Consider the following 26,942-nt stretch of genomic DNA (forward strand, 5'->3'; position numbering starts at 1 on the left):
TGAAGCCCGCCCCGACATTCCTGAAAAGGAACACCCCGGATAGGCGGGCCAGCGATTTCAAAACTGCGCAGCACGATGCTGCAAAATACTGACCTGGCGGTTGCAATGCCGCACCGCAACCAGATCAGCCCGCTATTGTAGCAACAAAAACGCACCCTGCTCAAGCCGCCCAAAACTCTGCCGCCTCGTGGCGATGCGCAAAACCTGCGGGAAAGCAGCCCGTTCACAAGCTGCGATCTGGCCCCGATGGTGCGATAATCCCACATTGATCTTTCGATTCCGGCGCGGCCAGTGGCCTCGCCTTCACTTTTTTGGCGACGCAGCATGAGCATTCACCTGAACTCCGCCGAAGACATCGCCCAGATGCGCGTGGCTTGCCGCCTTGCCTCCGAAGTCCTCGATTACATCACGCCCTTCGTCCAGCCGGGCGTCACCACCGGCGAGCTGGACCGCCTGTGCCACGCCTATATGCGTGACGTGCAAGGCACCGTGCCGGCACCGCTGAACTACGCGCCCCCGGGCTACCCGCCCTTCCCCGGCGCGATCTGCACCTCGGTCAACGATGTGATCTGCCACGGCATTCCGGGCGAGCGCGTGCTCAAGGCCGGCGACGCCATCAACCTGGATATCACCGTCATCACCAAGGAAGGCTACTACGGCGACACCAGCCGCATGTTCATCGTCGGCGAGGGTTCGATCCTGGCCAAGCGCCTGGCGCAGGTGACCTACGAGTGCATGTGGAAGGGCATCGCCCAGGTGCGCAATGGCGCACGCCTCGGCGATATCGGCCATGCCATCCAGGTGCACGCCGAAGCCGCCGGCTACAGCGTGGTGCGCGAGTACTGCGGCCACGGCATCGGCAAGAACTTCCATGAAGACCCGCAGATCCTGCACTACGGCCGCCCGGGCACCGGCACCGAGATCAAGGCCGGTATGATCTTCACGGTCGAGCCGATGATCAACGCCGGCAAGCGCGATATCCGCACCATGCCCGACCAGTGGACGGTGAAGACCCGCGACCGCAGCCTGTCGGCGCAGTGGGAGCACACCGTACTGGTGACGGAGACCGGCTACGAGGTGCTGACAGTCTCGGCCGGCACCCCGGCGCCGCCAGCCTTCATCACCGAATCCGTCGCGGCCTGAGGTCGCATCCGAGCCAGGGCGCCTGACGGCGCCCTTCTTTTTCCAGCCGTGCCCACGACCCATCCCGCCATCCCCATGGACACCACGCCGGAACTGCTGCTGGCCACGCGCGTGCGCGACCAGCTCAAAGCCGACAAGCAGGCACTGTTTGCCGACTTCAACCTCACCGCCAACGTCGGCGCGCTGATCACGCGGCTGCGCCGCGCCGTCGACGCCGCGCTGGTGGAGGCGTGGCGCGGGCTGGAGATGCCCGCCGGCGCAGCGCTGGTGGCGGTGGGCGGCTACGGCCGCGGCGAGCTGTTCCCGTACTCGGACGTCGACGTGCTGCTGTTGCTGCCGGGCGAGCCCGACCAGGACACCGCCTGCCGGCTGGAGCGTTTCATCGGCCTGTGCTGGGACCTCGGGCTGGAAATCGGCTCTTCGGTGCGCACGGTGGACGACTGCATCCGCGAATCGCGCCAGGACGTCACCATCCAGACCTCGCTGCTGGAAGCGCGGCTGGTGACCGGCAATCGCAAGCTGTTTGAGTCGCTGCGCACGCGCTACCAGGCCGACCTGGATCCCGCCGCGTTCTTCCAGGCCAAGCTGCTGGAAATGCGCCAGCGCCACGCCAAGTACCAGGACACGCCCTACTCGCTCGAGCCCAACTGCAAGGAAAGCCCCGGCGGCCTGCGCGACCTGCAGGTGATCCTGTGGATGACCAAGGCCGCGGGCCTGGGCGACAGCTGGAAGGAGCTGTTCGAGAGGGACCTGCTAACGCGCCGTGAAGCGCAGGAACTCGCGCGCAACGAGCGGCTGCTCAAGACCATCCGCGCGCGCCTGCACCTGGTGGCGGGCCGGCGCCAGGACGTGCTGGTGTTCGACCTGCAGACTGCGCTGGCGGAATCCTTCGGCTACCGCCAGAACGCCAACAAGCGCGCCAGCGAACAGCTGATGCGCCGCTTTTACTGGGCGGCCAAGGCGGTCACGCAGCTCAACAGCGTACTGCTGCTCAATATCGAAGCGATGCTGTTCCCGAGCGAGTCGCAGGTCACGCGCGTGCTCAACGAACGCTTTGTCGAGCGCCAGGGCATGCTGGAGATCACCAGCGACGACGTCTACGAGCGCGACCCGCACGCGATCCTGGAAACCTTCCTGCTGTATGAGCGCACGCCCGGCGTGAAAGGCCTGTCACCGCGCACGCTGCGTGGGCTGTACAACGCGCGCACCGTAATGACCGCGAGCTGGCGCAGGGATCCGGAGAACCGGCGCCTGTTCCTGGCCATCGTGCAGGAGCCGCAAGGCATCACCCATGCGCTGCGGCTGATGAACCAGACCAGCGTGCTGGGCCGCTACCTGATCAACTTCCGGCGCATCGTCGGCCAGATGCAGCACGACCTGTTCCACGTCTACACCGTGGACCAGCACATCCTGATGGTGGTGCGCAACATGCGCCGCTTCGCCATCGTCGAGCACACGCACGAGTTCCCGTTCTGCAGCCAGCTGATGGCGAGCTTCGACAAGCCGTGGGTGCTGTCGGTGGCGGCGCTGTTCCACGACATCGCAAAGGGCCGCGGCGGCGACCACTCCAAACTCGGCACGCTCGATGCGCGCCGCTTCTGCAAGCAGCACGGCATCGCCCGCGAAGACGCCGACCTGATCAGCTGGCTGGTCGAGCATCACCTGACCATGAGCCACGTGGCACAGAAGCAGGACCTGACCGATCCGGAAGTGGTGCACGCCTTTGCGCGCGTGGTCGGCAGCGAACGCTACCTGACCGCGCTCTACCTGCTGACCGTGGCCGACATCCGAGGCACCAGCCCCAAGGTGTGGAACGCCTGGAAGGGCAAGCTGCTGGAAGACCTGTACCGCATCACGCTGCGCGTGCTGGGCGGCGCCAGGGTCGATTCGCATTCGCTGTGGTCGCAGCGCAAGGAAGAAACCATCTCGGAGCTGCGCCTGAAGGCGTTCGACCCGGAGCTCGGCAAGAAGCTGTGGGCGCAACTCGACGTGGCCTTCTTCCTGCGCCATGATTCGCGCGATATCGCCTGGCTGACGCGCCATCTGTACGACAAGGTCGACAGCCCCACGCCGGTGGTCAAGGCGCGCATCTCCCCGGCCGGCGAAGGCCTGCAGGTGGCGGTCTACGTCAAGGACCAGCCCGACCTGTTCGCGCGCATCTGCGGCTATTTCGAGCGCAAGGCGTTCTCGATCCAGGACGCCAAGATCCACACCACGCGCCACGAGTACGCGCTCGATACCTTCCAGGTCACCGATCCCGGCATGGCCGGCGATGGGGGCAACTACCGCGACATCATCGCGCTGGTCGAGCACGAACTGTGCGAACGACTGCGCCAGCCGGGCCCGCTGCCCGACCCCACGCAGGGACGGCTGTCGCGCCAGTCGCGCAGCTTCCCGATCAAGCCGCGCGTGGACCTGCGCCCGGACGAGCGCGGCCAGTATTACCTGCTGTCGCTGTCCGCCAACGACCGCACCGGCCTGCTGTACGCCATCGCCCGCGTACTGGCACGGCATCGCGTGTCCGTGCATACGGCACGCATCAACACCCTGGGCGAACGCGTCGAAGACGTGTTCCTGGTCGACGGCAGCCGTCTTGCTGCCGACAACCGATTGCAGATTCAGCTTGAACAGGACTTGCTCGCCGCCCTCGCCATCTGAGGCGGGCGGGCAGCATCAACGATATGACCGACAGCAATTCGCCGAAGCGCAAGACGCTAGGCATCAAGGCCGCAGGCGACACCGGCACGGCCGCGCGCAAGAGCGGCACGCGCCCCGTGCGCGTGTCCGACCTGAACCGCAAGCGCGTACAGTCCGTGGCCGAGGGCATCAAGCGCGCCCAGCAGCGCACCGGCGGCAAGTCCAGCGGGCGCCCGGCACAGGGCGAATCGCAGGCCGGTGCCGGCGAGCCGCGCAAGCCGCGCGCGCCGCGCCTTGCTGACGGCGAACGGCAGGCGCGGCCGCGCCGCGCTGGCGATGACGAGAACCGTGCGCGCCGCTATGGCGACGATCGCGGCGAACCCCGCCCGCGCCGCTTCGAAGGTGGTGAATCGCGTCCGCCGCGCCGCTTTGGCGACGACGAGAATCGCCCACGCCGCTACGGCGACGATCGGGGCGAAGCGCGCCCGCGCCGCTTTGAAAGTGGTGAGTCGCGTCCGCCGCGCCGCGTTGAAGGCGGTGAGTCGCGTCCGCCGCGCCGCTTTGAAGGCGGTGAGTCGCGCCCGCCGCGCCGTTTCGGCGACGACGAAAACCGTCCGCGCCGCTACGGCGACGATCGTGGCGAAGCACGACCGCGCCGCTTCGAGGGCGGGGATTCGCGTCCGCCGCGCCGCTTTGGCGACGACGAGAACCGTCCGCGCCGTGCTGGCGACGATCGTGGCGAAGCGCGCCCGCGCCGCTTCGAGGGCGGGGAATCGCGCCCGCCGCGCCGTTTCGGCGACGACGAGAACCGTCCGCGCCGCGCTGGCGACGACCGGGGAGAGGCACGACCGCCGCGCCGCTTCGAAAGTGGCGATGCGCGTCCTCCACGCCGTTTTGAAGGTGGCGACGCGCGTCCTCCGCGCCGCTTTGAAGGTGCCGATTCGCGTCCGCGTCGCTTCGGTGATGACGACAACCGCCCGCGCCGCACTGGCGACGACCGGGGCGAGGCCCGCCCGCCGCGCCGCTTTGAAGGCGGCGATGCGCGCCCGCGCCGCTACGGCGACGACGACAACCGCGCCCGCCGCCCTGCCCCCACCGGCGAGCGCCGCAGCGAAGGCACGGCCCCCGCGCGGCGCTTCAGCGATGCCGCCGACCGCATCCGCACCGCCGGCACGCCTCGCCCGCAGGCCCCGGCACCGCGCGCGGAAAAGCCCGCGACCATCCGCGACGAATCCGTCCACGACGATGGCCTGGTACGCCTGTCCAAGCGCATGTCGGAACTGGGCCTGTGCTCGCGCCGCGAAGCCGACGAATGGATCCCGCGTGGCTGGGTGCTGGTCGACGGCAAGCCGGTGACCGAACTGGGCAGCCGCATCCGTCCAGACGCCGAGATCGAGATCATGCAGGAAGCCCGCTCCGAACAGGGCGAGCGCGTCACGGTACTGCTGAACAAGCCGGTGGGCTATGTCTCCGGCCAGGCCGAGGATGGCTACGAGCCAGCTGCGGTGTTGTTCACCGCCGAGAACCAGTGGGAAGGCGATCCTACGCGCAAACGCTTTGCCCCGTGGCAGCGCAAAAGCCTGGCGCCGGCGGGCCGTCTCGATATCGACTCGACCGGGCTGCTGGTGCTGACGCAGGACGGCCGCGTGGCGCGCGCGCTGATCGGCGAGGATTCGACCGTCGAGAAGGAATACTTGGTGCGGGTGGTGTGGCATTCGCCGCAGGGTGTGGTCGAACGCAATATCAGTGCGGAATTCCCTGCAGACGATCTCGAACTGCTGCGCCACGGGCTGTCGCTGGATGGCGTGCCGCTGAAGCCCGCCAAGGTGAGCTGGCAGAACGAGGAGCAGTTGCGCTTCGTGCTGCGCGAGGGACGCAAGCGCCAGATCCGGCGGATGTGCGAGCAGGTCGGGCTGGAGGTGGTTGGCCTGAAGCGCGTACGGATGGGGCGCGTGGTGCTGGGGGATCTGCCGCCGGGCAAGTGGAGGTTCCTGGGTCAGTTTGAGAAGTTTTGAGGGCTGAAGAAGTCCTCATGCAAAAGGGCGGCCATTGCGGCCGCCCTTTTTTTCGCCCTGCCGGTGTGCTCCCACTCCCGCTTGCGGGAGTGGGAGCACACAAGCGGTTGTATGAGGGCCGTCGGCCCGTCAGTCGTCGCTATTCGGCGGCAGCTCGGGGAACAATATCTCGGTAAACCCAAACCGCGTGAAATCCTTGATCCGCATCGGATAAAGAATCCCCTGCAGGTGATCGCATTCATGCTGCACCACCCGCGCATGGAAGCCGTCAGCCACGCGCTCGAGGCGGTTCCCCATCAGGTCATAGCCACTGTACTTCAGCCGCAAGTGCCGCGGCACCACACCCCGCAGCCCCGGCACCGACAGGCACCCTTCCCACCCGTCTTCCATTTCCTCCGACTGCATTTCCAGCAGCGGATTGATCAGCACCGTCTTGGGCACCGTCGGCGCATCCGGATAGCGCGGATTGCGATCGAAGCCGAAGATCACCACCTGCAGCCCTACACCGATCTGCGGTGCCGCCAGGCCCGCGCCATTCGCGTGGTCCATGGTGTCGAACATATCGTCGATCAGCGTACGCAACTCAGGCGTATTGAAGCGCTCCACCGGCCGCGCCACCTGCAGCAGGCGCGGATCGCCCATCTTGAGAATCTCGCGGATCATGGCAGTTTTCCCCGGTTAATTCTGTTTCGGCGCGGCGCCGACTTCCGCCAGCAAGGCCAGCATGCCGGCCTCGTCCAGCACCGGCACGCCCAGCGCCTCGGCCTTGTCCAGCTTGCTGCCGGCCTCGGCGCCGGCCACCACGTAGTCGGTCTTCTTGGAAACCGAACCCGCGACCTTGGCGCCCGCGGCCTCCAGCATTTCCTTGGCGTCCTCGCGCGACATATTGGGCAGTGTGCCGGTCAGCACGAAGGTCTTGCCTGACAGCGGCGCGGGGGCTTTGGCCACCGGCTCGCTTTCCGGCCAGTGTACGCCTGCGGCGCGCAGCTGTTCGATGACCTCGACGTTGTGCGGTTCGGCAAGGAAGTGCGCGATCGACTGCGCCACCACCGGGCCCACGTCGTTCACTTCCAGCAGCGCCGCCTCGTCGGCCGCCATCAGCGCGTCGAGCTTGCCGAAATGCTTGGCGAGATCCTTGGCCGTGGCCTCGCCCACATGGCGGATGCCAAGCGCGAAGATAAAGCGGTTCATGGTGGTCGCGCGCGACTTGTCGATCGCCGTCACCAGGTTGGCCGCGGACTTGTCGGCCATGCGTTCCAACGCCGCCAGCTTGGCCACGCCCAGCTTGTACAGGTCTGCCGGCGTGCGCACGATGCCCTGGTCGACCAGTTGCTCGACCAGCCTGTCGCCCAGGCCTTCGATATCCATCGCGCGCCGCTGCGCGAAATGCAGCAGCGACTGCTTGCGCTGCGCCGCACAGATCAGCCCGCCGGTGCAGCGGGCAATGGCCTCGTCTTCTAGCCGCTCGATATGCGAGCCGCATACCGGGCACGCGCTCGGCATCACGAAGGCGCGCGCGTCGTCGGGCCGACGCTCGGTCACCACGGCGACCACTTCCGGGATCACGTCGCCGGCGCGGCGCACGATCACGGTGTCGCCGATATGCACGTCCTTGCGGCGGATCTCGTCCTCGTTGTGCAGCGTGGCGTTGGTCACGGTCACGCCGCCGACAAAGACCGGCTGGAGCCGCGCCACCGGCGTGATCGCGCCGGTGCGCCCGACCTGCACCTCGATGTCCTCGACGATGGTGGTCATCTCCTGCGCCGGGAACTTGTGCGCCAGCGCAAAGCGCGGTGCGCGCGAGACAAAGCCCAGGCGTTCCTGCTCGGCCAGCGCATTGACCTTGTAGACCACGCCGTCGATGTCGTATGGCAGGTCGTCGCGGCGCTTGCCGATATCGCGATAGAACTCCAGCAGCCCTTGCGGGCCCTTCACCACCGCGCGCTCCTTGCACACCGGCAGGCCCAGCGCGGCAAAGCCGTCGAGCATGGCGCCATGCGTAAGGGGACGGTTGACGCCTTGCAGCTCGCCCAGCCCGTAGGCGAAGAATGACAGCGGCCGCTTGGCGCTGATGCGCGGATCGAGCTGGCGCAGGCTGCCGGCGGCGGCATTGCGCGGGTTGACGAAGGTCTTCTCGCCCGCTTCGGCCTGGCGCTCGTTGAGCTTGTCGAAGTCGCGGCGGTACATGAAGACCTCGCCGCGCACTTCCAGCACCGCAGGCGCCTGGCCGCGCAGCTTCAGCGGGATCGCCTTGATGGTACGCACGTTGACGGTGACGTCCTCGCCGGTCTCGCCGTCGCCGCGCGTGGCGGCCTGCACCAGCCGGCCGTCCTCGTAGCGCAGCGACATCGCCAGGCCGTCGAACTTCAGTTCGCAGTGGTACTCGACCGCGTCGGCGGCGCTGAACAGGTCCTGCTCGCCGGCCGCGGGCGCGCTGCGGCCCAGGCCTTGCGCGCAGCGGCGGTCGAAGTTCAGCACATCCTCGTCGTCGAAGCCGTTGTTCAGCGACAGCATCGGCACGCGGTGGCGTACCGCATTGAAGGCCGCCAGCGGCTCTCCGCCAACGCGCTGCGTCGGCGAATCGGGCGTCTGCAGCTCGGGATGTTCGAGCTCCAGCGCCTGCAGCTCGCTGAACAGCGCATCGTATTCCGCATCGGGAATGGTCGGCGCGTCCAGCACGTAGTACTGGTGGCTGTGGCGATCGATCTCATCGCGCAGCCAGGCCACGCGTTTGGCGGCGGCCTGGAGCGACAAGCCGCCGCCGGGCGCGGAGGCTTCCGCCTGCGCGCCGCGTTGTTTTGCGGTCATGGCAGGCTCCGGCTAGACGCTGAAAAGGCGCAGCGCCGCCGGGGATCCGGCCGGTATGCCACGCGCTTCCAGCTTGCCGTACAGCGTTTCAAGCTGGCTGAAGATGGCGACGAACGACGCCTCGGTCAGGGGCCGCATATTGTCGTCGACCAGCTGGGCGCCCATGCGCTGGGCCAGCGTGTGGCCGTACTCGCATACCGTCTTGAACGGCTTGGCGCCCTGGTCGGCCAGCGGCACGTCGAGCAGCAGCGTGATCTGGCGGCCGGCCTTGACGGTCAGGTCGTCGCGCAGGAAATTGGTATCGCCGAACTGCAGCGTGAACAGCGGACGCTGCACGCCCTCGGCATTGGCCTGGTAGCGGATAAAGCGGGTGCCGTCGCGCGACAGCACCAGCCCGTCCTGGGTGGCCACGTTCTGCACATAGGCGGCCGACCACGGCGCGCCGTCGGAGATCACGTTGACGCCGAGCTGCACGTCGCAGCCGGCGCCAAAGGCGTCGAGCTCGCGCGCGTTGGCCACGGTCTCGGTCATGTCGGGCAGGTCGGCGGAGGCGTCGAGCGACTCGGCCAGCGATTCGACGGCGGTGATGAACTCCGAGAACTCCAGCGCGTTGAGCGGGCCGCCGCGGTTGGCCAGCTGCACGCCGACCTGCAGGTCTTCATACTGGTGGCCGGCGGTTACCGGCTCCCACGCATTGGCTTCGGCGCGCAGCCCCTCGATATGAACCTGCTTGGTGCCGGCGCGACGCAGCCGGCCGGTCAGCGGCAGGATGCGGTCGCCGGAAGCCTTGCGCTCCAGGTGCAGCGGCACGATGCAGTCGATCAGCGGATCGACCAGGGCCGGCGTGGGCTGGCCGTCGGGCACGGCGGACAACTGTGCGGGAGCGGGAGCCGGTGCAGGCACCGGGGCCGGTGCCACTTCCTGCTTCACTTCCTGCTTCACTTCGGGTTCCGCTTCGTCCGCGGCCGCATTGCGCTGCGGCATGCCGGCGGCGACTGCCACTTCCTCGGCAACAGCTTCGTCGGCATCGGCCGTACCGGCAGCCGCCGCGGCCGCGACGGCGGCCGTGGCCGCGTTGTTGGCATCGCTTGCCCGCGCGGACGAGGTCAGCGTCGGCTCGCGCCGCTCGGCCTGTTCAGCGCTGGCTTCATGCAGGCGCGCCGCGGTCTCGGGCGTGGTGCCCTGGCCGACCACCGGCTCGCGCATTGGCGGCAGGTCGTCTTCCGGGCCGAGTTCGCGCGGACGGCGTGCCTTGCGGATCTGCCACTGGTTGTAGCCGAACAGCAGCGCCAGGAAAACCAGTCCCGCGACGATCAGCGCGGTCTGCAAGTCCATGTTCAGGTTCATGCTGCCTCCGCCATCGAAACCGCCGCGTCCATATCCACGGCCACGATACGCGATACGCCCTGCTCCTGCATGGTCACGCCAATGAGTTGATGAGCCATTTCCATGGCGATCTTGTTATGTGAGATGAAAACGAATTGAGTCTTGTTCGACATGCGCGCCACCATATTGGCGTAGCGCTCGGTGTTGGCGTCGTCCAGCGGCGCGTCCACTTCGTCCAGCAGGCAGAACGGCGCCGGGTTGAGCTGGAACATGGCAAACACCAGCGCGATCGCGGTCAGCGCCTTCTCGCCGCCCGACAGCAGGTGGATGGTCGAGTTCTTCTTGCCCGGGGGCTGCGCCATCACCTGCACGCCGGCGTCGAGGATTTCTTCGCCGGTCATGATCAGGCGCGCCTGGCCGCCACCGAACAGCGACGGGAACAGCTCGCCGAAATGATGGTTGACCTGGTCGAAGGTGCCTTGCAGCAGCGCACGCGTTTCCTGGTCGATCTTGGCGATCGCGTCTTCCAGCGTGCTGATGGCGTCGTTCAGGTCGGCCGACTGCGCATCGAGGAAGGTCTTGCGCTCGCGCGCCGCCGCCAGCTCGTCGAGCGCGGCCATGTTGACCGGGCCGAGCGCGTTGATGGCGTTGTTGATGCGCGTGACCTCGCCCTGCAGGTACGACGGCTTCAGGTCGCCGGTCAGCTTGTCGGCCAGCGCGGCTTCGTCCACCTGGGCCGTGGTCAGTTGCTCGCTGAACTGCTCCTGGTTCAGGCGCGCGGCCTGTTCCTTGAGCTGCATTTCAGTGATGCGGTCGCGCAGCGGCTGCAGGCTGCGCTCGGCGGCCAGCCGTTGCTCGTCGTGCTGGCGCAGCTGTGCCGACAGCGCGTCCAGTTCGGTGCGCGCGATGGTGAGCTTTTCCTCCTTCTCCGCGCGCCGCTCCAGCGCTTCCTGCAGCCCGGTGTGCGCGGTCTGCTCGTTGATGGTCTCCAGCTCGGCGCGGGCGTTTTCCAGCGACTCGGCGATGCGTTCGGCCTGGTCTGCCGCGACCTGGATATTGCGGCGCAACTCGTCGATGCGGCTGGCCAGGTTGCGCTCGGCAAAGAGCGCTTCCTGCGCGGCACGCTCGAGGTCGCGCAGCTGGTGGCGCGCGCCGGACAGCTTGCTGTCCAGCGCCTCGAAGGCCATCTGCTGGTCTTCATGCGTGGCCTGCATCTCGGCCAGCGCGGCGTCATGCTGCTCGAAGCTGGCTTCGGATTCGGCGCGGATGGCGCGCTGTTCTTCGATCTGCGCGTGGATTTCGTCCAGCTCCTCGCGGATCTGGCCGCTGCGGGCGGAGTAGCGCTCCATCGCCTGCGACAGCTTGAGCACGTCCATCTGCAGCGCATGCACGCGGCGCGTGGCCTGCTCGGCGCGCGTGCGCGCCTCGCTCAGCGACTGGCTGGCCTGGGTGTAGGCGGCCTCGGCGCGCACGGCCTGGGTCCTGGCCTCGTCCGACAGCAGCACCTGCGCGCGCGCCTGCTTCTGCAGGTTCTCGATCTCCTGCTCGCGCGCCAGCATGCCGGACTGCTCGGAGTCGGCGGCGTAGATCTGGATGGCATTGCGGCCGACCAGGTGGCCTTCGGCCACGGCGAACGACGCGCCGTCGGGCAGCGTGTTGCGCGCGGCCAGTGCCTGCGCCATGTCGGTGGCGACGTAGATATCGGCCAGCCAGTCCTGCATCACCGCGCGAATGCCCGGCTCGGTGATTTGCACCAGCGACATCAGCGGGCGCAGGCCCGCCGGCGTTTCCAGCGGACGGGCCGCGGGCGGCGGCGAGTAGAATGCCAGCTTGGCGGGCGGCGCGTCGGACAGGAAGGCCTTGACCCAGTCCAGGTTCGACACTTCCAGCGCGTTCAGCTTCTCGCGCAGCACCGATTCGAGCGCGTTCTCCCAGCCCGGCTCGATATGGACCTTCTTCCACAGGCGCGGCAGCTCGGCCAGGCCATGCTTGGCCAGCCACGGCTGCACCTTGCCGTCGGTCTGCACGTTTTCCTGCAGCTGGCGCAGCGCCTGCAGGCGCGCCTCCAGCGAGGCGATCGCGGCGGCTTCGCTGTGCACGCGCGCCTGCGCGGCACGGCGCTCTTCATCGAGGCGCGGCACGCTCTCTTCAGCATCGGCCAGCACGGCCTGCGCTTCCTCGACCAGCGCTTCCTGCTCGGCCAGTTCGGCGCGGGCCTGCTCCAGGCGGGTTTCGTCCGGGCGGTCCAGGCCTTTCTCTTCGGCTGACAGGCGTTCGCGGCGCTGCTCGAGCTGCTGCAGCATCTGGTCGGCGCTTCGCTGCTGCGCGGCCTCCAGCTTCAGCGCCTGCTCGGCCTGCATGATGCCGGCGCGCTGCTCGTTGAGCAGCTGCTGCGCGTCGCGCCACTGCGCTTCCAGCGTCGGCAGCTCGTCGTTCTTATGCGCCACGGCCTCCTGCGCCTCGACCGTGCGGCCTTCGGCCACGGCCAGGTTTTCCTCGGCCTGGGCCAGCTCGTCGGTGGCCTGCTCGGCCTTGCCCTGCCATTGCTCGCGCTGCGCGGTCAGCGCGGCAATCTGGGCCTGCACGCGGTTGCGCGATTCCACCACGTAGCGGATCTCGGCTTCGAGCTTGCTGACCTCGGCATTGGCTTCGTACAGCGCACCCTGCGCCGCGTGCATGCCGTCGGAGGCGGCGTAATGCGCGGCGCGCATGGTTTCGAGCTCGGCCTCGACGTGGCGCAGTTGCGCGGTCTGCGCTTCCAGGTCGATCTGGGCCTGCTCGATGGCGCGCTGGTGGCGTTCCTGCTCGGCCTGCGCCTCGCGCTTGCGCAGCAGCCACAGCAGGTGCTGCTTCTCTTCGCCGTCGGCCTGCAGCGTCTTGAAGCGCTGCGCGACTTCGGCCTGGCCTTCCAGCTTTTCAAGGTTGGAGCCGAGTTCGCGCAGGATGTCCTCCACGCGGGTCAGGTTCTCGCGCGTGTCGGACAGGCGGTTCTCGGTTTCGCGGCGGCGTTCCTTGTACTTGGACACGCCCGCGGCTTCTTCCAGGAAGATCCGCATGTCATCGGGCTTGGCCTCAATGATGCGCGAGATCATGCCCTGCCCGATGATGGCGTAGGCGCGCGGGCCCAGGCCCGTGCCCAGGAAAATGTCCTGGATGTCGCGCCGACGCACCGGCTGGTTGTTGATGTAGTAGGACGAGGTGCCGTCGCGGGTCAGCACGCGCTTGACCGCCACTTCGGCGTACTGGCTCCACTGGCCGGCAGCACGGCCCTCGGCGTTGTCGAAGACCAGTTCCACGCTGGCCCGGCCGGCCTGCTTGCGCGCGGTCGAGCCGTTGAAGATGACGTCCTGCATGGACTCGCCGCGCAATTCCGAGGCGCGTGACTCGCCCAGCACCCAGCGCACTGCGTCGATGATGTTGGATTTGCCGCAGCCGTTGGGACCGACGATGCCGACCAGTTGGCCCGGCACCTGGAAATTGGTGGGATCGACAAATGACTTGAAGCCCGCCAGCTTGATCGAGGATAGTCGCACGGTTTCTCGTGTGGTATCGGCCGCACTCGGTAACGGTATGGGGATCGCAACCGGTATCGGCCTGGTATCGGGGCTATAGCACTGTTCAGAAAGCCGGGCTGCGCGGGAGCCGGCGCGGCGTGACGCCGGCACCTCAAAATACCCCTCGGGCCCGAGAATTGGGGCTAATCATACCATCGCAAATGCCTTCGCCGGCCCGTTTGGCGGTCGCCCCGGCGTCATATCCCCCGGCAGATTTCCTTTGCTTTTCCGCCTCTTACAAGCGTTTCCGCAAGCACTTTGGCAGCCGCTCGCGGTCAGGTCAGCCGCGGCGCGGGCGCGCCTGCTGGGAAACTTATCAGGGTTTCTACCAGTCTCCGAACTGTTCGCGTGATTCCGGATACGCCCCGAGGACCGCGCACCCATGAACGTGCCCCCGAAAGCCCGGCCCACCCGGGAAACCCCAGGAGGAAGCAAGCATGAGTGAACCGTCGGCGGCCACCCGGCCGTGGTCTGTCAGCGACATCAACTACCAGGCAATCGAAGTGGAACGCGTGCGCGGCGACCGCGACCTGTTCTATCTGCTCGTGTCGGCCTCGTTTATCGAAAGCGGCTCGGACACCTATGCCAGCAATCTCGCCACTTACTACGCCCGCGTGCCCGACGCCGCCGGCTGGCTTTCCGAGCACTGGGAAGCCGAGGAACTTCAGCACGGGCTGGCCCTGCGCCGCTATGTCGAGCACGTCTGGCCTGAATTCGACTGGGAGCGCGGCTACGAGCGCTTCTTCGCCGAGTACAGCAAGACCTGCTCGATCGACCAGTTCGAGCCGACCGAAGCGCTGGAGATGGCGGCCCGCTGCGTGGTGGAAACCGGTACCGCCGCTTACTACCGCGCGCTGGAGCAGGCCAGCGACGAGCCGGTGCTGCGCGACCTGACGCGGCGCGTCGCCAACGACGAAGTGCGGCACTACAAGCACTTCTACCAGTTCTTCAACCGCTTCGTGGAAGCCGAGCGGCTGGGCAAGCTGCGTGTATTCGGCGCGCTGGCGCGCCGGCTGCTGGAGATCAAGAACGAGGATGCCGCCATCGCACTGCGCAATGTGCTGCGCATGGAGCGCGGCGTCGAAGAGATCCCCGACCAGGAAGTGAAGGCGCTGAACACCCGCGTCAGCGCAGTGATCCGCAAGAACCTGCCGATCGAGATGACCGTGAAGATGCTGCTGCGCCCGCTACACCTGCACCGCGGCGTGGAGCGCGCGGTGCGCACGCCGCTGGTGGCGGTGGTATCGCGGGTAATGCTGCACTGACCGGATCTCCGGCGGTCAGCCGCCGCGCGCCTGCCGGGCCTCGTAGGCTTTCAGGTGGCTGTATGCGACTTGCAGCAGCGACAGCGGACCGCCCTGCTGCGGCGCCCCGCGCGCGATCAGGTCGCCGAGGATGTGGTCGGCTTCCGTCCGGGAGCGATTTTCGACGTCACGCAGCATCGAGGCGGTCAGCGGTGACGGCGTCAGCAGCATCTGGCCGGCGCGCGCGTCGAAATCCGGCGACATCGCGAAGCCGTTGCACTGCGCCACGGCGCGGCAGTCGGCCAGAAGTCCTTCAATGACGCGCCTGCCGTCCGGTGTGCCAAGGATGTCGCCGATGGCCGCACGCATCAGGCAAGTGCTGCCTGCCAGCGTGGCCAGGAAGACCCACTTCTCCCACATGCGCTGCATGATCTGGATGCTGGTCGAGGCATCGAAGCCGGCACCGCCAAGCGCCTCTGCAATCGCCTGCATGCGCGGCGACAAGCCGCCCTCCAGCTCACCAAAGGCCAGGCCGTGCGTGTCGTTGAGATGGACGATTTCACCTTCGGGATTCAGCGTGGCGGCGATCATGCACAGACCGCCCAGCACCTTGTCGTTGCCGAACCGCTGCTTCAGCACATCGATGTGGCGCATGCCGTTCAGCAGCGGGACGATCGCTGTCGAATGGCCGACGGCAGGCGCCAACGATGCAATGGCCTCATCCAGGCTGTAGGCCTTGCAACTCAGCAGGACCAGGTCGAAGGGTTGCGCAATCGCACTGGTGAGGACAGTCCGGACTTCGTTCAGGACGAGATCGCCGCGGGGACTCCTGATGACCAGCCCCTTGCTCTGCAGCGCCTGCGCACGGTGCGGCCTGACCAGGAACGTCACGTCGCGCCCGGCCGCGGCAAGCCGCCCGCCGAAATAACCGCCTACCGCCCCTGCGCCGACTATCAGAATTCGCATGGTTTCTCCCTCTGCTTGCGTGACACCGCCAGTGCATCCTGCGCACGTCATGGACGGACTCTAGCAAGAATCCTTGCCAGACATTGAACCCCGCCGCCGCCATTTCGCCCGATGCACAACTCATGCACGGTAGTACACATCGTCAACCGGATGCGACTGGCTGCGTCCGCGACATCACGTGCTCCCGCACAAAATGTCCGTTGCGCTTTGCATTGAGCAGCCTGCGTACTATGCTTCAGCGACAACCAATAGTGTCCTGCTGCGCCTTGAATGTCCGGGGGGACGACAAAAAGAGAGAGCGCACCGCACGGCGCTCGGAGGCGGGAAACATCATGTGTTTCTTTCTTCGCAAGGCTTGCTGCACGCAACTGGCAGTGCTCAGCCTGCTCAGCGTTTCCGCCTTTGCCTATGAAGTCGCGCCGGTCAGCGGCGGCGGCAAGATCGAAGGCAAGGTCACCTTCCAGGGCACCGTCCCAATCCGCAAGATCATCCCCACCAAGGACCGCGAAGTCTGCGGCGGCCCGCGCGATGAACCACAGATCCGCGTGGGCGCCGGCAAGGGCGTCCAGGATGCCGTCGTGTACCTGAAGGAAGTGCCCAAAGGCAAGGCCTGGGGTGCGGCCGACAAAGTGCCGGTGCTCGACCAGGAACACTGCATTTTCAAGCCTGCCGTGCAGGTGATCCGGCCCGGCAAGCTTGAAGTGACCAGTTCTGATCCGGTGCTGCACAACACCCACGGCTTCTACGGACAGCGTACGGCATTCAACCTTGCGCTGCCGGACAAAGGGGTCAAGATCACGCGCGAACTGCCGCGGCCCGGACTGGTCCGGGTCGAGTGCGACGCGCACGGCTGGATGCTGGCCCACATCTATGTCGCCGACAGCCCGTACTACGCGCTGACCGGCGAAGACGGCAGCTTCCGCATCGACGACGTTCCACCCGGAAATTACACCGTGGTCGCCACGCAGCACTACACCGGCGACACCGAGACGCCAGTCACGGTAACCGGCGGCCAGACCGCGAAACTCTCGATCGAACTCAAGAAGAAATAGAACGTTCAGTTTTGCCGCTGCATTTTCATCACCCCCCGGGGGCGGAGGACCGCCAGATGAACTCATTTGAACGCGAACGACGCGAGTTGCACCGGACCCTGACCGGTCCGGGCGATCGCCCGGAAGGCGCAGCAGTATGGACGCGCCGCACTTTCCTGCAACAGGCGCTGCTCAAAGGCGTGGCAGGTGCCGCCGCATGCGGGTTCTTCCCGCTGCTGAACACGCTTGACGTGGCCTACGGGCAGACCGGCCAGAGCTTCCGCTTCGCCTGGGTCTCCGACACGCACCTCTACCCCAGGGAGCTCAACTCCCGCTTCGTGGAAAAGACGGTGCGCGCCTTCAAGGAAGTGCAGGCGATGGACCCGCCGGCCGACTTCATGATCTTCGGCGGCGACCTGGCGCAGCTGGGCGACCCCGTCGAACTGCAGCTCGGCGCCGAACTGCTGAAGGAAGTGAAGATCCGCAAGGTCTTCATCCCGGGCGAGCACGACTGGTACCTCGACATGGGCTCGACCTGGAACAAGACCTTCGGCAACACGCCCTGGACCTTCGACCACAAAGGCGTGCGCGTGATCGGCCTGAACACGGTCACCGGTGCGCCGGACTTCTGGACCGCACGCAAGATGACGCCGAAAGAGCGCATGGGCCATATGGCCACGCTCGACGGCACGCTGGGCGGCGCATGGTCGGTGATCGGCGAAAAGCAGTTGCGCTGGCTCAATTCCACGCTGTCTAGCTGGCCGAAGAGCAGCCCCGTCATCCTGTTCACGCATACGCCCCTTTACGAGTACTACCCGCCGTGGAACTTCTGGATCCGCGACTGGCGCGAGGCGCATGAAATCCTCAAGCCCTACGCCAACGTCACCAATGTCCACGGCCATACGCACCAGGTGCTCTACAACGAGATCGGCAAGGTGCGCTCGATCGGCATGCTGGCCACGTCGTGGCCATGGCCCTACGCGCCGGAAGGCGTGCCGCTCCTGACCAAGCCGATGATTCGCGCCGATCCGGGCGATCACTTCGACGGCGTGGGCTGGAGCACGCTGACCATGACCCCGCAGGGACGGGTGGAGAACGAATACAAGATGTGGCGCAAGACGGTCTTCGCCGATCAGCCGGCGGATTCCGGCACCGAGGACAACCGCAACCAGGTCCTCAGCCCGCGCATCGCCGACCGGATCTAGACCGGCCAGCACCCCTGATCCGGCGCAGCAATGCGTGAGGAGCGAATGATGAAGAATGACAAATGGCATGCCCGGGTCCTGACGGCGGGGGTAGCCGTGTTGCTGCTGCTCGGCTACGACAGCGACCAGCCGATGGCACACAAGGAACCCCACACGGCGGACCAGCTGAAAGCGTTTGAAGAGGTGTTCATGGAACAGGTGAAGGTCGGCGACCAGCTGTTCCACGGCGATCCCGGTGCGCAGAAGCAACTGAACGTCAAGCTGTCGAACACTGGCGTGGCCTGCGCCATGTGCCACCCGTATGCGTCCGACACCCATCCGCATGAGTTCCCCAAGTTCCAGGAACAGATGAACGAGTTCGCCACGCTGCGCGACATGATCAACTGGTGCATCGAGAAGCCCAATGAAGGCGAGAAGATCGACCCCAACGGGCCGGCCATGAAAGCGCTCGAGGCCTACATCTACTACTCGAATCGCAACAGCAAGCTCGATCCTGGCAGGCACTGAGCGTTTGGCCGGCTGTAAAAACGAAGGGAGCTAAAAGCATATGACTGCCGCCCGCGCGACATCGGACCCATCCGAAGCATTTCCCGACCTGGATTCGCTGATCGACCGCGGGCTTATTCTCAAGTGGCTCTACTGGGGATTGTTCTGGCTGATGTTCACGCCCAGCATCGGCGTGACCATCTCCAGCCTGTTCAACTTCCCCGACTACCTGGGGACCTCGCAATACCTGACCTTCGGCCGCTTGCGGCCGATGCATGTCAACGGCGTGATCTTCGGCGCCTTCTCCACGCTGTTCATCGGCCTGTGCTACTACCTGCTGCCACGCCTGTGCGGCGTGCCGGTCTGGAAAGGCCGGTGGGGACACTGGCTGGTATGGGTGTGGAACCTGGGCCTGGTTGCAGGCATGGCGTCGCTGATGCTCGGCTACAACCAGGGCCTGGAAGCCGGCGAATTCCCACTGCCGATCGACGCCATCATCTTCTTCGTGGTGACGGTCACCACCGTGCAGTTCCTGATGACCATCGCGCACCGACGCGAGCCGCAGCTCTATGTGGCGGTGTGGTACCTGATCGGCGCCTTTGTCTGGACCGTGATGAACCTGGTGCTGGGCAGCTTTATCCTGCCCTACACCATCACCGGCATCAACAGCGCCGCCTTCCACGGCCTGTTCATCCACTACATCGTGGGGCTGTGGATCACGCCTGCCGGCTACGTGCTGATCTACTACTTCCTGCCGGCGAGCGTGCAGAACCCGGTCTACAGCCACAAGCTGTCGCTGGTGGGGTTCTGGTCGCTGGCGCTCTTCTATCCCTTCGTCGGCATCCACCACTATCTGTACAGCCCCATCGCCGACTGGGCCGAGACGCTGGCGATCATCACCTCGATGCTGCTGATCGTGCCGGTCTGGACGGTATTGCAGAATTTCTTCGGCACCATGATGGGCCGCTGGCACACCTTCACCCAGAACCTGACCGCTAAATTCCTGATCATGGGTTCGCTGATGTACCTGGCGGGGTGCTTCCAGGGCTCGACCGAGGCCCTGCGCGCGATCCAGCAGCCAACGCATTTCAGCGATTTCGTCATCTCGCACTCGCACCTGACGGTGTTTGGCACCTTTGTGGTGTGGGCCATCGGCGGCACGGTCTATGTGATACCCAGGCTGGTGGCGCGGCCGCTGTGGTCCCCGCGGCTCGGCAACTGGTCGTTCTGGCTGATCACCTTTGGCATCAGCCTGATGGGACTGGACCTGACCATGGCCGGCCTGCAGCAGGGCTACATGCTGATGGCGGGCGTGGAATGGGTGGACTCGCTGGTGGCGATCCGGCCCTACTGGCTGGTGCGCACGACAGCCGGCATCTCGATGGACATCGGCATGTCGCTGCTGGTCTACAACCTGATGCGCACCGTGATGTCGGCCGAGCCCGCCACGGCACCGAGCGCCACGGGCGTCGTACGCGGAGCGTCCACATGACACCGCGCCGCCCCGATGGCCGCTATGGCCTGCGTTTCTATGCGCTGATCGCTGGGTTCGGCTGCATCTCGCTGGCCGCCTTCGTGCAGGGCGTGCTGCCGATGCTGGAGCCGCAGTCGCGCACCGACAAGGTCACCCAGGTGGTACGCACCGACCTGGGCGAACTCAAGTGGATGGAAGCGCGCGCCACCGACTACACGCCGCTGCAGCTGCGGGGCCGCGAGGTCTATACGCGCGAAGGCTGCTGGTACTGCCACTCGCAGTTCGTGCGCCCGGTCACCGGCGAGACCCGGCGCTGGGGCCCGGTCGCCCAGGCCGGCGAATACGCGTTCGACCTGCCGCACCTGTTCTCGACGCGGCGCATCGGCCCGGATCTCTCGCGCGTCGGCCTGAAGTTCAGCGATGCCTGGCACCTGGCACATTTCTGGGATCCGCGCATGTTGTCGCCCGACTCGATCATGCCGCGCTTCTCCGCGCTGTTTTCCGAGCCGCGCACCGCAAGGCTGGTGACCGACCAGCAAGGCCGCCGCACCATCGAGAACACGCCCGAGACCCGGCAGCTGTTCGATTTCGGCAGCAGCCAGACCATCACGCTGACGCCCAACCAGGCCGGCCTGCTCTACGTCCCGGAGCGCGGGAAGTACCCCGTGATCCTGACCCCCAACAAGGAATTCACCGGCGAGACCGTGATCCTGATCGCCGACACGGAAGACCTGCGCGCGCTGGTGGCCTACCTGCAGAAGCTCGGCACCAATCGCGGCAAGTGGCGCGACCGCTTCGAACCGCAGCAGATGGAGGCCTCGCAGACGAGCGTGCCGCGTTCGGAGGAATGGATCGCGCACGGCAAGAACGTGTATGAACGTCGCTGCCTTGGCTGCCATGGGGTCAAGGGCGACGGCAACGGGCCGGCCGCCGCGTTCATGCAGAAGGACCGCCCACGCAACTTCACACTGGGTGTGTTCAAGTTCCGGCTCACGCCGTCGGGCTCCATGCCGGACGACGGCGACCTGCTGCGCACCATTACCCGCGGCGTGCGCGGCACGGCGATGCCGAGCTGGCACGAACTGCCGGAAAAAGACCGGCTGGCCGTGATCCAGTACATCAAGTACGTGCTGGCGGCCGACCGCAGCAATCCCGACAAGCCCTATTTCTACTTCGTTGAAGAACCGCCGCTCGCGCCGATCTTCATCGGCGTGCCGCCCAAGCCCTCGGCCGAGCTCATCCAGCGCGGCAAGCGGGCCTGGGACAGCGCCAAATGCTGGGAATGCCACGGGCGCACCGGCAAGGGCGACGGCGAAAAAGCGGCCGGGCTCGAGGACGATTTCGGTTTCCCGATCCCGCCGGCCAACCTGACCACCGGGCAGTTCAAGTCCGGGGCATCGGTGAAGGACATCTTCCGCACCGTGAGCACGGGACTGTCCGGCACGCCGATGCCGTCATTCAGCGACACGGTATCCGAGGACGACCGCTGGGCGCTGGCCTACTTCGTCCTGTCCCTGTCTGCCTACACCGATCCGCTGACCGGCCAGCCGCTGCCGATTCCGCCCGAGCAGAAAGCCGCGCTGAACGACCCCGACCTGCGCGCCGAGGAATCGCGCCAGGCCTATCGTCCCCCGGGGGCCGACCAGCCGGGCCAGCCCGGCCAGCCAAGCACCTATGCCGGCGAGGCGTGGGCCAGGCGGCACGGCTTTGCATTTGCTGACGAGCGCTAGCCGGAGAGGGATCGATCATGGCTGAACTCACCTTCCTGCAATTCGTGGTGGCCTTCTTCATGAGCCTGGGCGCGGTCTGCGTGTTTATCTGGGCCGTGCTGTCGGGCCTGTTCGAAGACGTCGAGGCCATCAAGTACAAGGCCTACCGGGCCGAAGTCAACGATGAAGACGCGGAGGCATCCGGCCATGACTGACGAACGCGACAGCGCCCCCGCCGGGCACGAGCCTCCCCACCACCAGCAGACCGAAGACTACGGCGGCGGCCATATCAAGGCGCGCCATGGCCGCATCAACGCCTGGCTGCTGGTGGTCTACCTGGTGCTGTTCGTGTGGGCGCTGTATTACGGCTACGCCTACTGGGGCGGGCTCGGGCCGGGTCTGGACCTGACGCGCTAACCCAAGAGTCCGCTACACCGACCGGAGCTCACCATGGTACCGAGACTGCTGCTGGCGCTGGCCCTGCTGAACCTGGCCTTCCTGTTCGGCGAACTTGCGCTGAACGTGCTCGGCTTGCAACTGTTATAAGCGGAGCCCGTCATGACCCTTGCCGAATCGATCGCCTTCTGGATCTTCGTCATCATGACGGTTGGCTTCTTTGCCTGGGTGGCCTATCTGGCAGCGCGCAAATAGCGGAGGCGCGATGAGCGATCTGTGGCTGGTGTTCCTGGCAGGCACCGCCGGCAGCATGCACTGCGTCGGCATGTGCGGTGGCTTTGCCTGTGGCCTGGGCCCCGCGCCCGGCGGACGCCTTGCCTCCTTGCTGCGGCACCTGAGCTATAACCTCGGCCGGATCGGCAGCTATGCCTTCCTCGGCACGCTGGCTGGCTATCTCGGCATGCTGCTGGTCGGTCATGCGGGTGAAGGCAGCGCGGCCAGCATGGTGCAGCGCGGACTGGCCATCCTGTCCGGGCTGCTGATGCTGCTGATCGGGCTGAACCTGGCCGGGCTCCTCGGCCGTGGCGGCCATGCGCTGGGCGGCGCGGGCGCGCAGTGGCTGGCGCAATCGCTGCGCACCTTGTTGCGCCAGCCCGGACCTGGCGCGCCGCTGGCATTCGGCGTGCTGAACGGCTTCCTCCCCTGCCCGCTGGTCTATGCCTTCGCCGCGCAGGCGGCAGCCAGCGGCACCGCGCTGGGCGGCCTGCAGATCATGGTCGCATTCGGGCTCGGCACCTTGCCGACCATGCTGGCGATGGGCGGCCTCGGGCTCTGGTGGCGCGGGCGGCGACGGCCTCCCGGCATCCCGGTGCAGCCCGTCTTGGCCAGCTTCCTGCCTGCGCCAGCGGCGCGCCCGGGCTGGCGCATGCAGGGCGTGCGCGCCGCCGGCGCGTTCATCGTCCTGCTCGGACTGATCACGCTCGCGCGCGGCGTGGTGCCGATGAGCGCCCACCTGCATTAGCCAGGCCTCCTATGTCCACCGAAACCACGCACGCCTGCAGTCACTGCCAGTTGCCGGTCGGACGGCTGGGCCAGCAGCGCGAACTCGACGGCGCAACGCACTGGTTCTGCTGCTATGGCTGCTGCCTGGCCTATCAGGTGCACCATGGCGAGCACGAGGAACCGCAGGCTGCCGCCGCGCTGATCCGGCTCGGCGTCGGCGGGTTTCTCGCGATGAACGTCATGTTGTTCAGCTGGCTGCTCTACGCCGATGCATTTACCGGCGACGAAGCGTGGCTGCGTGGCCCGGTTCACTGGTTGCTGTGGGCGCTGGCGACGCCGCTGGTGCTGCTGCTCGGGCGGCCATTTGCCGAGGGTGCGTGGCAGGCCGCGCGGCAGGGACGGCTGTCCACCGACACCCTGGTCTGCATCGGCGTGCTCGCCGCCTACTGCTATTCGGGCTGGCAGGTGCTGCGCGGCTCGGACCTGGTCTATTTCGACACCGCCGCAATGGTGCTGCTGTTGTTTACGCTGGGCCGCCTGCTGGAAGCCCGGGTACGCGTGCGCACCGCACGCCGCCTCGCGCCGATGCTGGCGGCCGAGCGCGCAGAGGCGCGCGTGGTCGATGGCGGCACTGAAAACTGGCGCGCCGTCGTCGACATCCGGCCGGGCGAACTGGTGCGGATACTTCCCGGCGAACGCGTGCCAGTCGACGGCATCGTCGTGGATGGCCGCTCGGAGTGCGACGAAGCCGTCCTGACCGGGCAGAGCGAGCCGCAGTTCAAGCCGCCGGGCGCGCTGGTGCACGCCGGCAGCATCAACGGCAGCCGCCCGCTGCTGGTCCGTGCCACGGTGGCCGGCTCGCAGACCCGGTGGCAGCAGATCGGCCGGCAGGTGCGTGAAGCGCTGGCGCGCAAATCGCTGGCGGGCGACTCCGTCGACCGCATCATTGCCGTGTTCATCCCCGGCGTGCTGGCGCTGGCCGCGGCCAGCGCATGGTTCTGGGGCAGCCGGGCAGTCGCTCCGGCGCAGGCGGCGGATGCCGCGATGCTGGCCGGACTGGCCGTGCTGGTGGTGGCGTGCCCGTGCTCGCTGGGCCTGGCAGCACCGCTCACGCATGCATTGGCGATCGGACTGGCGGCACAACGCGGCATTCTCGTGCGCGGCGGCGACGTGCTGGAAAGGCTGGCACGGCTCAAGGGCATTGCCTTCGACAAGACCGGCACGCTGACGGCGGACACGCCACACCCCGTCGGCATGCAGACCGAAGGCGCCAGCCACGCTGAAGTCTTGCGCGTGGCGGCTGCACTGGCGCAGGCTTCGGACCATCCGGTAGCTCGCTCGATTGCCGCCATGGCGCGCGCTGCTGCAGCGTCCCCCTCAGCCTCCAACGAAGTCGAGGCCAATGCCGGCGAGGGCCTGTCCGGTCGATTCGACGGCATGGATTGCTCGCTGGGATCGCCCGCCTTTCTCGGCACGCTCGGGTGGCACGTGCCACCCGCCCTGCTCGCTACGGCGCCACTGGGATGCACGCTGGTACTGGTCGGCTGGGAGGGCCAGGCGCACGGACTGATCGCGCTGCGCACGCTGCCGATGCCGCATGTTGGCGACGTGATCGCCGAGATGCAGCGCCAGGGCCTGCGCACGCTGCTGCTGAGCGGCGACAATCCGCACGCGGTGGCGGCAATGGCCGGCGCGTTGAATATTGCTGCGTGGCAGGCCAGGCTGCTGCCGCAGGACAAGGTGCGTGCCCTGCGCGACTGGGCCGCCGGCACAGGGCCGGTCGCCATGGTCGGCGATGGCCTCAACGACGGCCCGGTGCTGGCGGCTGCCTCGGTCGGCATCGCGGTGGGCAATGCCTCCGACCTGGCGCGCGAAAGCGCGGACGTCGTGCTGCCGCACTCGGGCCTGGCCAGCCTCCCGTGGCTGTTGCAGCAAGCCCGCCAGGTGCGCCGTACGGTCCGGAGCAATCTGGCCTGGGCCTTCGGCTACAACGCGATCGCGCTGGCGCTGGCCGCCAGCGGGCTGCTGCAACCAGTGCTTGCTGCGGTGCTGATGGCTGGTTCCAGTGTGCTCGTGGCGATGCGCTCGTGGCGCGCCAGCGCAACTGCCGATGCGAATGCAGAAACCGCCGAGAGCGCAGGCGCCACGGCACCGGGCCATCCTGCTGCACTGCGATCAGGCCAGGGAGTTTCACCATGAGCCGATGGTTGGCCAGGCTGGCCGCCTGCCTCTTCGCCGTCTCGCTGCCGGGCCTTGCGCCGGCCACGCACAACGAGACCCAGCACACCGACCTGTCGTCGCGCGGCTGGCCGGTGAGCGATTTCAGCCTCACCGATCAGAATGGCCGCGCCTTCACCCAGGCGCAGCTGCAAGGCCGCTGGACCCTCGTGCTGTTGGGCGACACCCATTGCGGAGCGCCATGCGGCGCGGCGCTGACGGCCCTGACGGGGCTGTACCAGCGCATCAGCACCACGCAGAAGCTTGCCACCACGCAGGTGCTGTTCGTCTCGCTGGACCCGCAGCGCGATACCCCGGACGCACTACGGCGCTACCTTGCGCCGTACGACGCCCGCTTCATGGGTGCCACCGGCAGCCCGGAGACGCTGGCGCGAATGATCGATGATCTCGGCGCCAGACCGGGCGTGCCACCCGCCCCCAACGCGGCCTATCCCGGCTCGCTGATCCTGGTCGGGCCGGATGCCACGGTGCGCGGGCAGTTCCTGCCGCCGTTCGACGTGCCGTTGCTGACCGCCGCCTATCTGAAAGCACGCGTGCGCAAGTGACTCGAACGCCGTGCGCGGGAAGCCCTAGGCGGCCAGTTCGGCTTCAGGCACTGCCGAAGCTTGCGCCGGCCGGCTCCGGTGCACCAGCCCCGACAAGGCCCCCGCCGCCACGATGCACAGCCCGCCGGCCGCTTCCTTCCAGCTCAGCACCTCGGTCGCCAGCCACCACGCCGATACCGCCGCGATCACGATCTCGAACAGCATCAGCAGCGACACGCGGTTGGCCGGCAGCCGCTGCAGCCCGTACTGCACCACCGAGTTGCTGACCACCAGCACCGCCGCGAGGCCCAGCACCAGCATGACGGTGCTGACCTGCGCGCCCGCGGCGATCGTGACCGACGGGCCGTCCAGCAGCAGCGCGGCGGGCACACCCACCACCGTGCAGCCGAGGTAGACCACCACCGTGCGCACGCGGGCATCCATGTCAGGAAAGCGCTGGCCCGCGCGGCGCGACAGCACGTTGTTGACAGCAAAGCCCATGCCGCCGACCAGCCCGGACCACTCCGCAGCGGTACCCGGCAGCGGCACGCCGACCTCCGGCGTCCACAGCATCAGCCCCGCGCCAAACAAGGCCAGCGCCACCAGCGCCAGCCCCGCCGCCGACAGCCGCTCGCCCAGGAACAGCCGGGCGAACAGCGCGGTCCAGACCGGCGTCAGGTAGAACAGCAGCAGCACCCGCATCACATGGCCATTGACGCTGCCCCAGACGAAGCCGGCATTGGTCACGCCCGCGGCCAGTCCGATCGCGACGAACAGCCAGTGCGGGCGCAGGCCGGCCAGTTGCCGGCGGAACGCCAGCAGCGACACGATCGCCGCCACCGAACTCACCAGCGCCGCGGCGTGCATGCCACCCAGGCCCCAGCCCGCCAGCACGCGGTACGGGAACCAGGCGATGCCCCAGACCGAGGCGCCCAGCAGGATAGAAAGAGAAGCCTTGACCGCATGGCGGTCGGACGACGCATGCTGCGCCGCAACAGTATTTGTGCTCATGAGGGAATCTGTGGAGGCTAGCCGGGACGCCTGCCGTTCCTGCACAGGCTCGCCCCGGACGGCAACGGCGGCATCACCATGGCGTGATGCCCGCCATCCGTGCCCCCGCCGGCCGCGCGGGCCGGTCCGGCGCACGGAATCCCGCGCCGTTCCTCTATAATGCGTCGTTTTAA

The 26,942-nt window shown here is 67.2% G+C and carries 20 protein-coding genes; 14 read left to right on the forward strand and 6 right to left on the reverse strand.

The window, feature by feature from the left end; translation table 11 throughout:
- The first annotated feature begins 324 nt into the window (after positions 1–324).
- From map to ABNX08_RS11365, 3 genes are all read left to right on the forward strand, one after another.
- Positions 325–1,143, forward strand: coding sequence for a type I methionyl aminopeptidase (map, locus tag ABNX08_RS11355; protein ID WP_022535336.1), 819 nt, complete (start codon positions 325–327; stop codon positions 1,141–1,143).
- Between the two features lie 75 nt (positions 1,144–1,218).
- Positions 1,219–3,801 carry a [protein-PII] uridylyltransferase gene (locus ABNX08_RS11360; protein ID WP_349607333.1) on the forward strand — a complete coding sequence of 861 codons (2,583 nt, stop codon included), beginning with the start codon at positions 1,219–1,221 and terminating at the stop codon, positions 3,799–3,801.
- Positions 3,802–3,824: 23 nt separating this feature from the next.
- Complete coding sequence (locus ABNX08_RS11365) at positions 3,825–5,795, forward strand: pseudouridine synthase (RefSeq protein WP_022535338.1); 1,971 nt, start codon at positions 3,825–3,827, stop codon at positions 5,793–5,795.
- Positions 5,796–5,924: 129 nt separating this feature from the next.
- Here the strand turns inward: ABNX08_RS11365 and def are convergent, their stop codons facing one another.
- The 4 genes from def to smc are packed head-to-tail and all read right to left on the reverse strand — an operon-like array spanning position 5,925 to position 13,462.
- Positions 5,925–6,458, reverse strand: a complete 534-nt coding sequence (def, locus tag ABNX08_RS11370) for a peptide deformylase (RefSeq protein WP_022535339.1) — start codon at positions 6,456–6,458, stop codon at positions 5,925–5,927.
- A gap of 15 nt (positions 6,459–6,473) precedes the next feature.
- Positions 6,474–8,603 carry an NAD-dependent DNA ligase LigA gene (gene ligA, locus ABNX08_RS11375; protein ID WP_349607332.1) on the reverse strand — a complete coding sequence of 710 codons (2,130 nt, stop codon included), beginning with the start codon at positions 8,601–8,603 and terminating at the stop codon, positions 6,474–6,476.
- A gap of 12 nt (positions 8,604–8,615) precedes the next feature.
- Entirely contained in the window at positions 8,616–9,950 is a 1,335-nt protein-coding gene (locus tag ABNX08_RS11380; protein ID WP_349607331.1) for a cell division protein ZipA C-terminal FtsZ-binding domain-containing protein, read from the reverse strand.
- Positions 9,947–13,462: a chromosome segregation protein SMC gene (gene smc, locus ABNX08_RS11385; protein ID WP_349607330.1), complete on the reverse strand. Its 3,516-nt coding sequence runs from the start codon at positions 13,460–13,462 to the stop codon at positions 9,947–9,949. The genes ABNX08_RS11380 and smc overlap by 4 nt, the downstream gene beginning before the upstream one ends.
- A 458-nt stretch (positions 13,463–13,920) precedes the next feature.
- On the opposite strand from smc, the gene ABNX08_RS11390 reads away from it, so the two are divergent.
- Positions 13,921–14,748: a ferritin-like domain-containing protein gene (locus ABNX08_RS11390; protein ID WP_349607329.1), complete on the forward strand. Its 828-nt coding sequence runs from the start codon at positions 13,921–13,923 to the stop codon at positions 14,746–14,748.
- 15 nt (positions 14,749–14,763) lie between these two features.
- Here the strand turns inward: ABNX08_RS11390 and panE are convergent, their stop codons facing one another.
- Positions 14,764–15,693, reverse strand: a complete 930-nt coding sequence (gene panE, locus ABNX08_RS11395; protein WP_349607328.1) for a 2-dehydropantoate 2-reductase — start codon at positions 15,691–15,693, stop codon at positions 14,764–14,766.
- Positions 15,694–16,025: 332 nt separating this feature from the next.
- Here panE and ABNX08_RS11400 point away from each other — a divergent pair, with 332 nt between their 5' ends.
- From ABNX08_RS11400 to ABNX08_RS11445, 10 genes are all read left to right on the forward strand, one after another.
- On the forward strand, positions 16,026–16,745 hold the full coding sequence (locus tag ABNX08_RS11400; protein ID WP_349607327.1) for a carboxypeptidase regulatory-like domain-containing protein: 720 nt from the start codon (positions 16,026–16,028) through the stop codon (positions 16,743–16,745).
- A gap of 56 nt (positions 16,746–16,801) precedes the next feature.
- Positions 16,802–17,929 (forward strand): metallophosphoesterase, encoded by a 1,128-nt coding sequence (locus ABNX08_RS11405; RefSeq protein ID WP_349607326.1) that lies wholly within the window; start codon positions 16,802–16,804, stop codon positions 17,927–17,929.
- A 48-nt stretch (positions 17,930–17,977) separates the two neighbouring features.
- Positions 17,978–18,436 carry a hypothetical protein gene (locus ABNX08_RS11410; RefSeq protein WP_349607325.1) on the forward strand — a complete coding sequence of 153 codons (459 nt, stop codon included), beginning with the start codon at positions 17,978–17,980 and terminating at the stop codon, positions 18,434–18,436.
- 40 nt (positions 18,437–18,476) lie between these two features.
- Positions 18,477–19,907: a cbb3-type cytochrome c oxidase subunit I gene (locus ABNX08_RS11415; protein ID WP_349607324.1), complete on the forward strand. Its 1,431-nt coding sequence runs from the start codon at positions 18,477–18,479 to the stop codon at positions 19,905–19,907.
- The gene (locus tag ABNX08_RS11420; RefSeq protein WP_349607323.1) at positions 19,904–21,619 is read left to right on the forward strand and encodes a cbb3-type cytochrome c oxidase subunit II; all 1,716 of its coding nucleotides are present in this window, start codon (positions 19,904–19,906) and stop codon (positions 21,617–21,619) included. The genes ABNX08_RS11415 and ABNX08_RS11420 overlap by 4 nt, the downstream gene beginning before the upstream one ends.
- A gap of 17 nt (positions 21,620–21,636) precedes the next feature.
- Positions 21,637–21,813 (forward strand): cbb3-type cytochrome oxidase assembly protein CcoS, encoded by a 177-nt coding sequence (ccoS, locus tag ABNX08_RS11425; protein ID WP_022535350.1) that lies wholly within the window; start codon positions 21,637–21,639, stop codon positions 21,811–21,813.
- Positions 21,806–22,015, forward strand: coding sequence for a hypothetical protein (locus ABNX08_RS11430; protein WP_349607322.1), 210 nt, complete (start codon positions 21,806–21,808; stop codon positions 22,013–22,015). The genes ccoS and ABNX08_RS11430 overlap by 8 nt, the downstream gene beginning before the upstream one ends.
- A 244-nt stretch (positions 22,016–22,259) precedes the next feature.
- A complete protein-coding gene (locus ABNX08_RS11435) occupies positions 22,260–23,015 on the forward strand; it encodes a sulfite exporter TauE/SafE family protein (protein WP_349607321.1) in 756 nt (251 codons plus the stop codon).
- 11 nt (positions 23,016–23,026) lie between these two features.
- Positions 23,027–25,195 carry a heavy metal translocating P-type ATPase gene (locus ABNX08_RS11440; protein ID WP_022535355.1) on the forward strand — a complete coding sequence of 723 codons (2,169 nt, stop codon included), beginning with the start codon at positions 23,027–23,029 and terminating at the stop codon, positions 25,193–25,195.
- Entirely contained in the window at positions 25,192–25,779 is a 588-nt protein-coding gene (locus tag ABNX08_RS11445; RefSeq protein ID WP_022535356.1) for an SCO family protein, read from the forward strand. The genes ABNX08_RS11440 and ABNX08_RS11445 overlap by 4 nt, the downstream gene beginning before the upstream one ends.
- Before the next feature lie 24 nt (positions 25,780–25,803).
- On the opposite strand, the gene ABNX08_RS11450 is transcribed toward ABNX08_RS11445, so the two are convergent.
- A complete protein-coding gene (locus ABNX08_RS11450) occupies positions 25,804–26,769 on the reverse strand; it encodes a DMT family transporter (RefSeq protein ID WP_022535357.1) in 966 nt (321 codons plus the stop codon).
- Between the last annotated feature and the right edge of the window lie 173 nt (positions 26,770–26,942).

It is taken from the genome of Cupriavidus sp. DF5525 (assembly GCF_040149425.2).
Lineage (GTDB): Bacteria > Pseudomonadota > Gammaproteobacteria > Burkholderiales > Burkholderiaceae > Cupriavidus > Cupriavidus pickettii_A.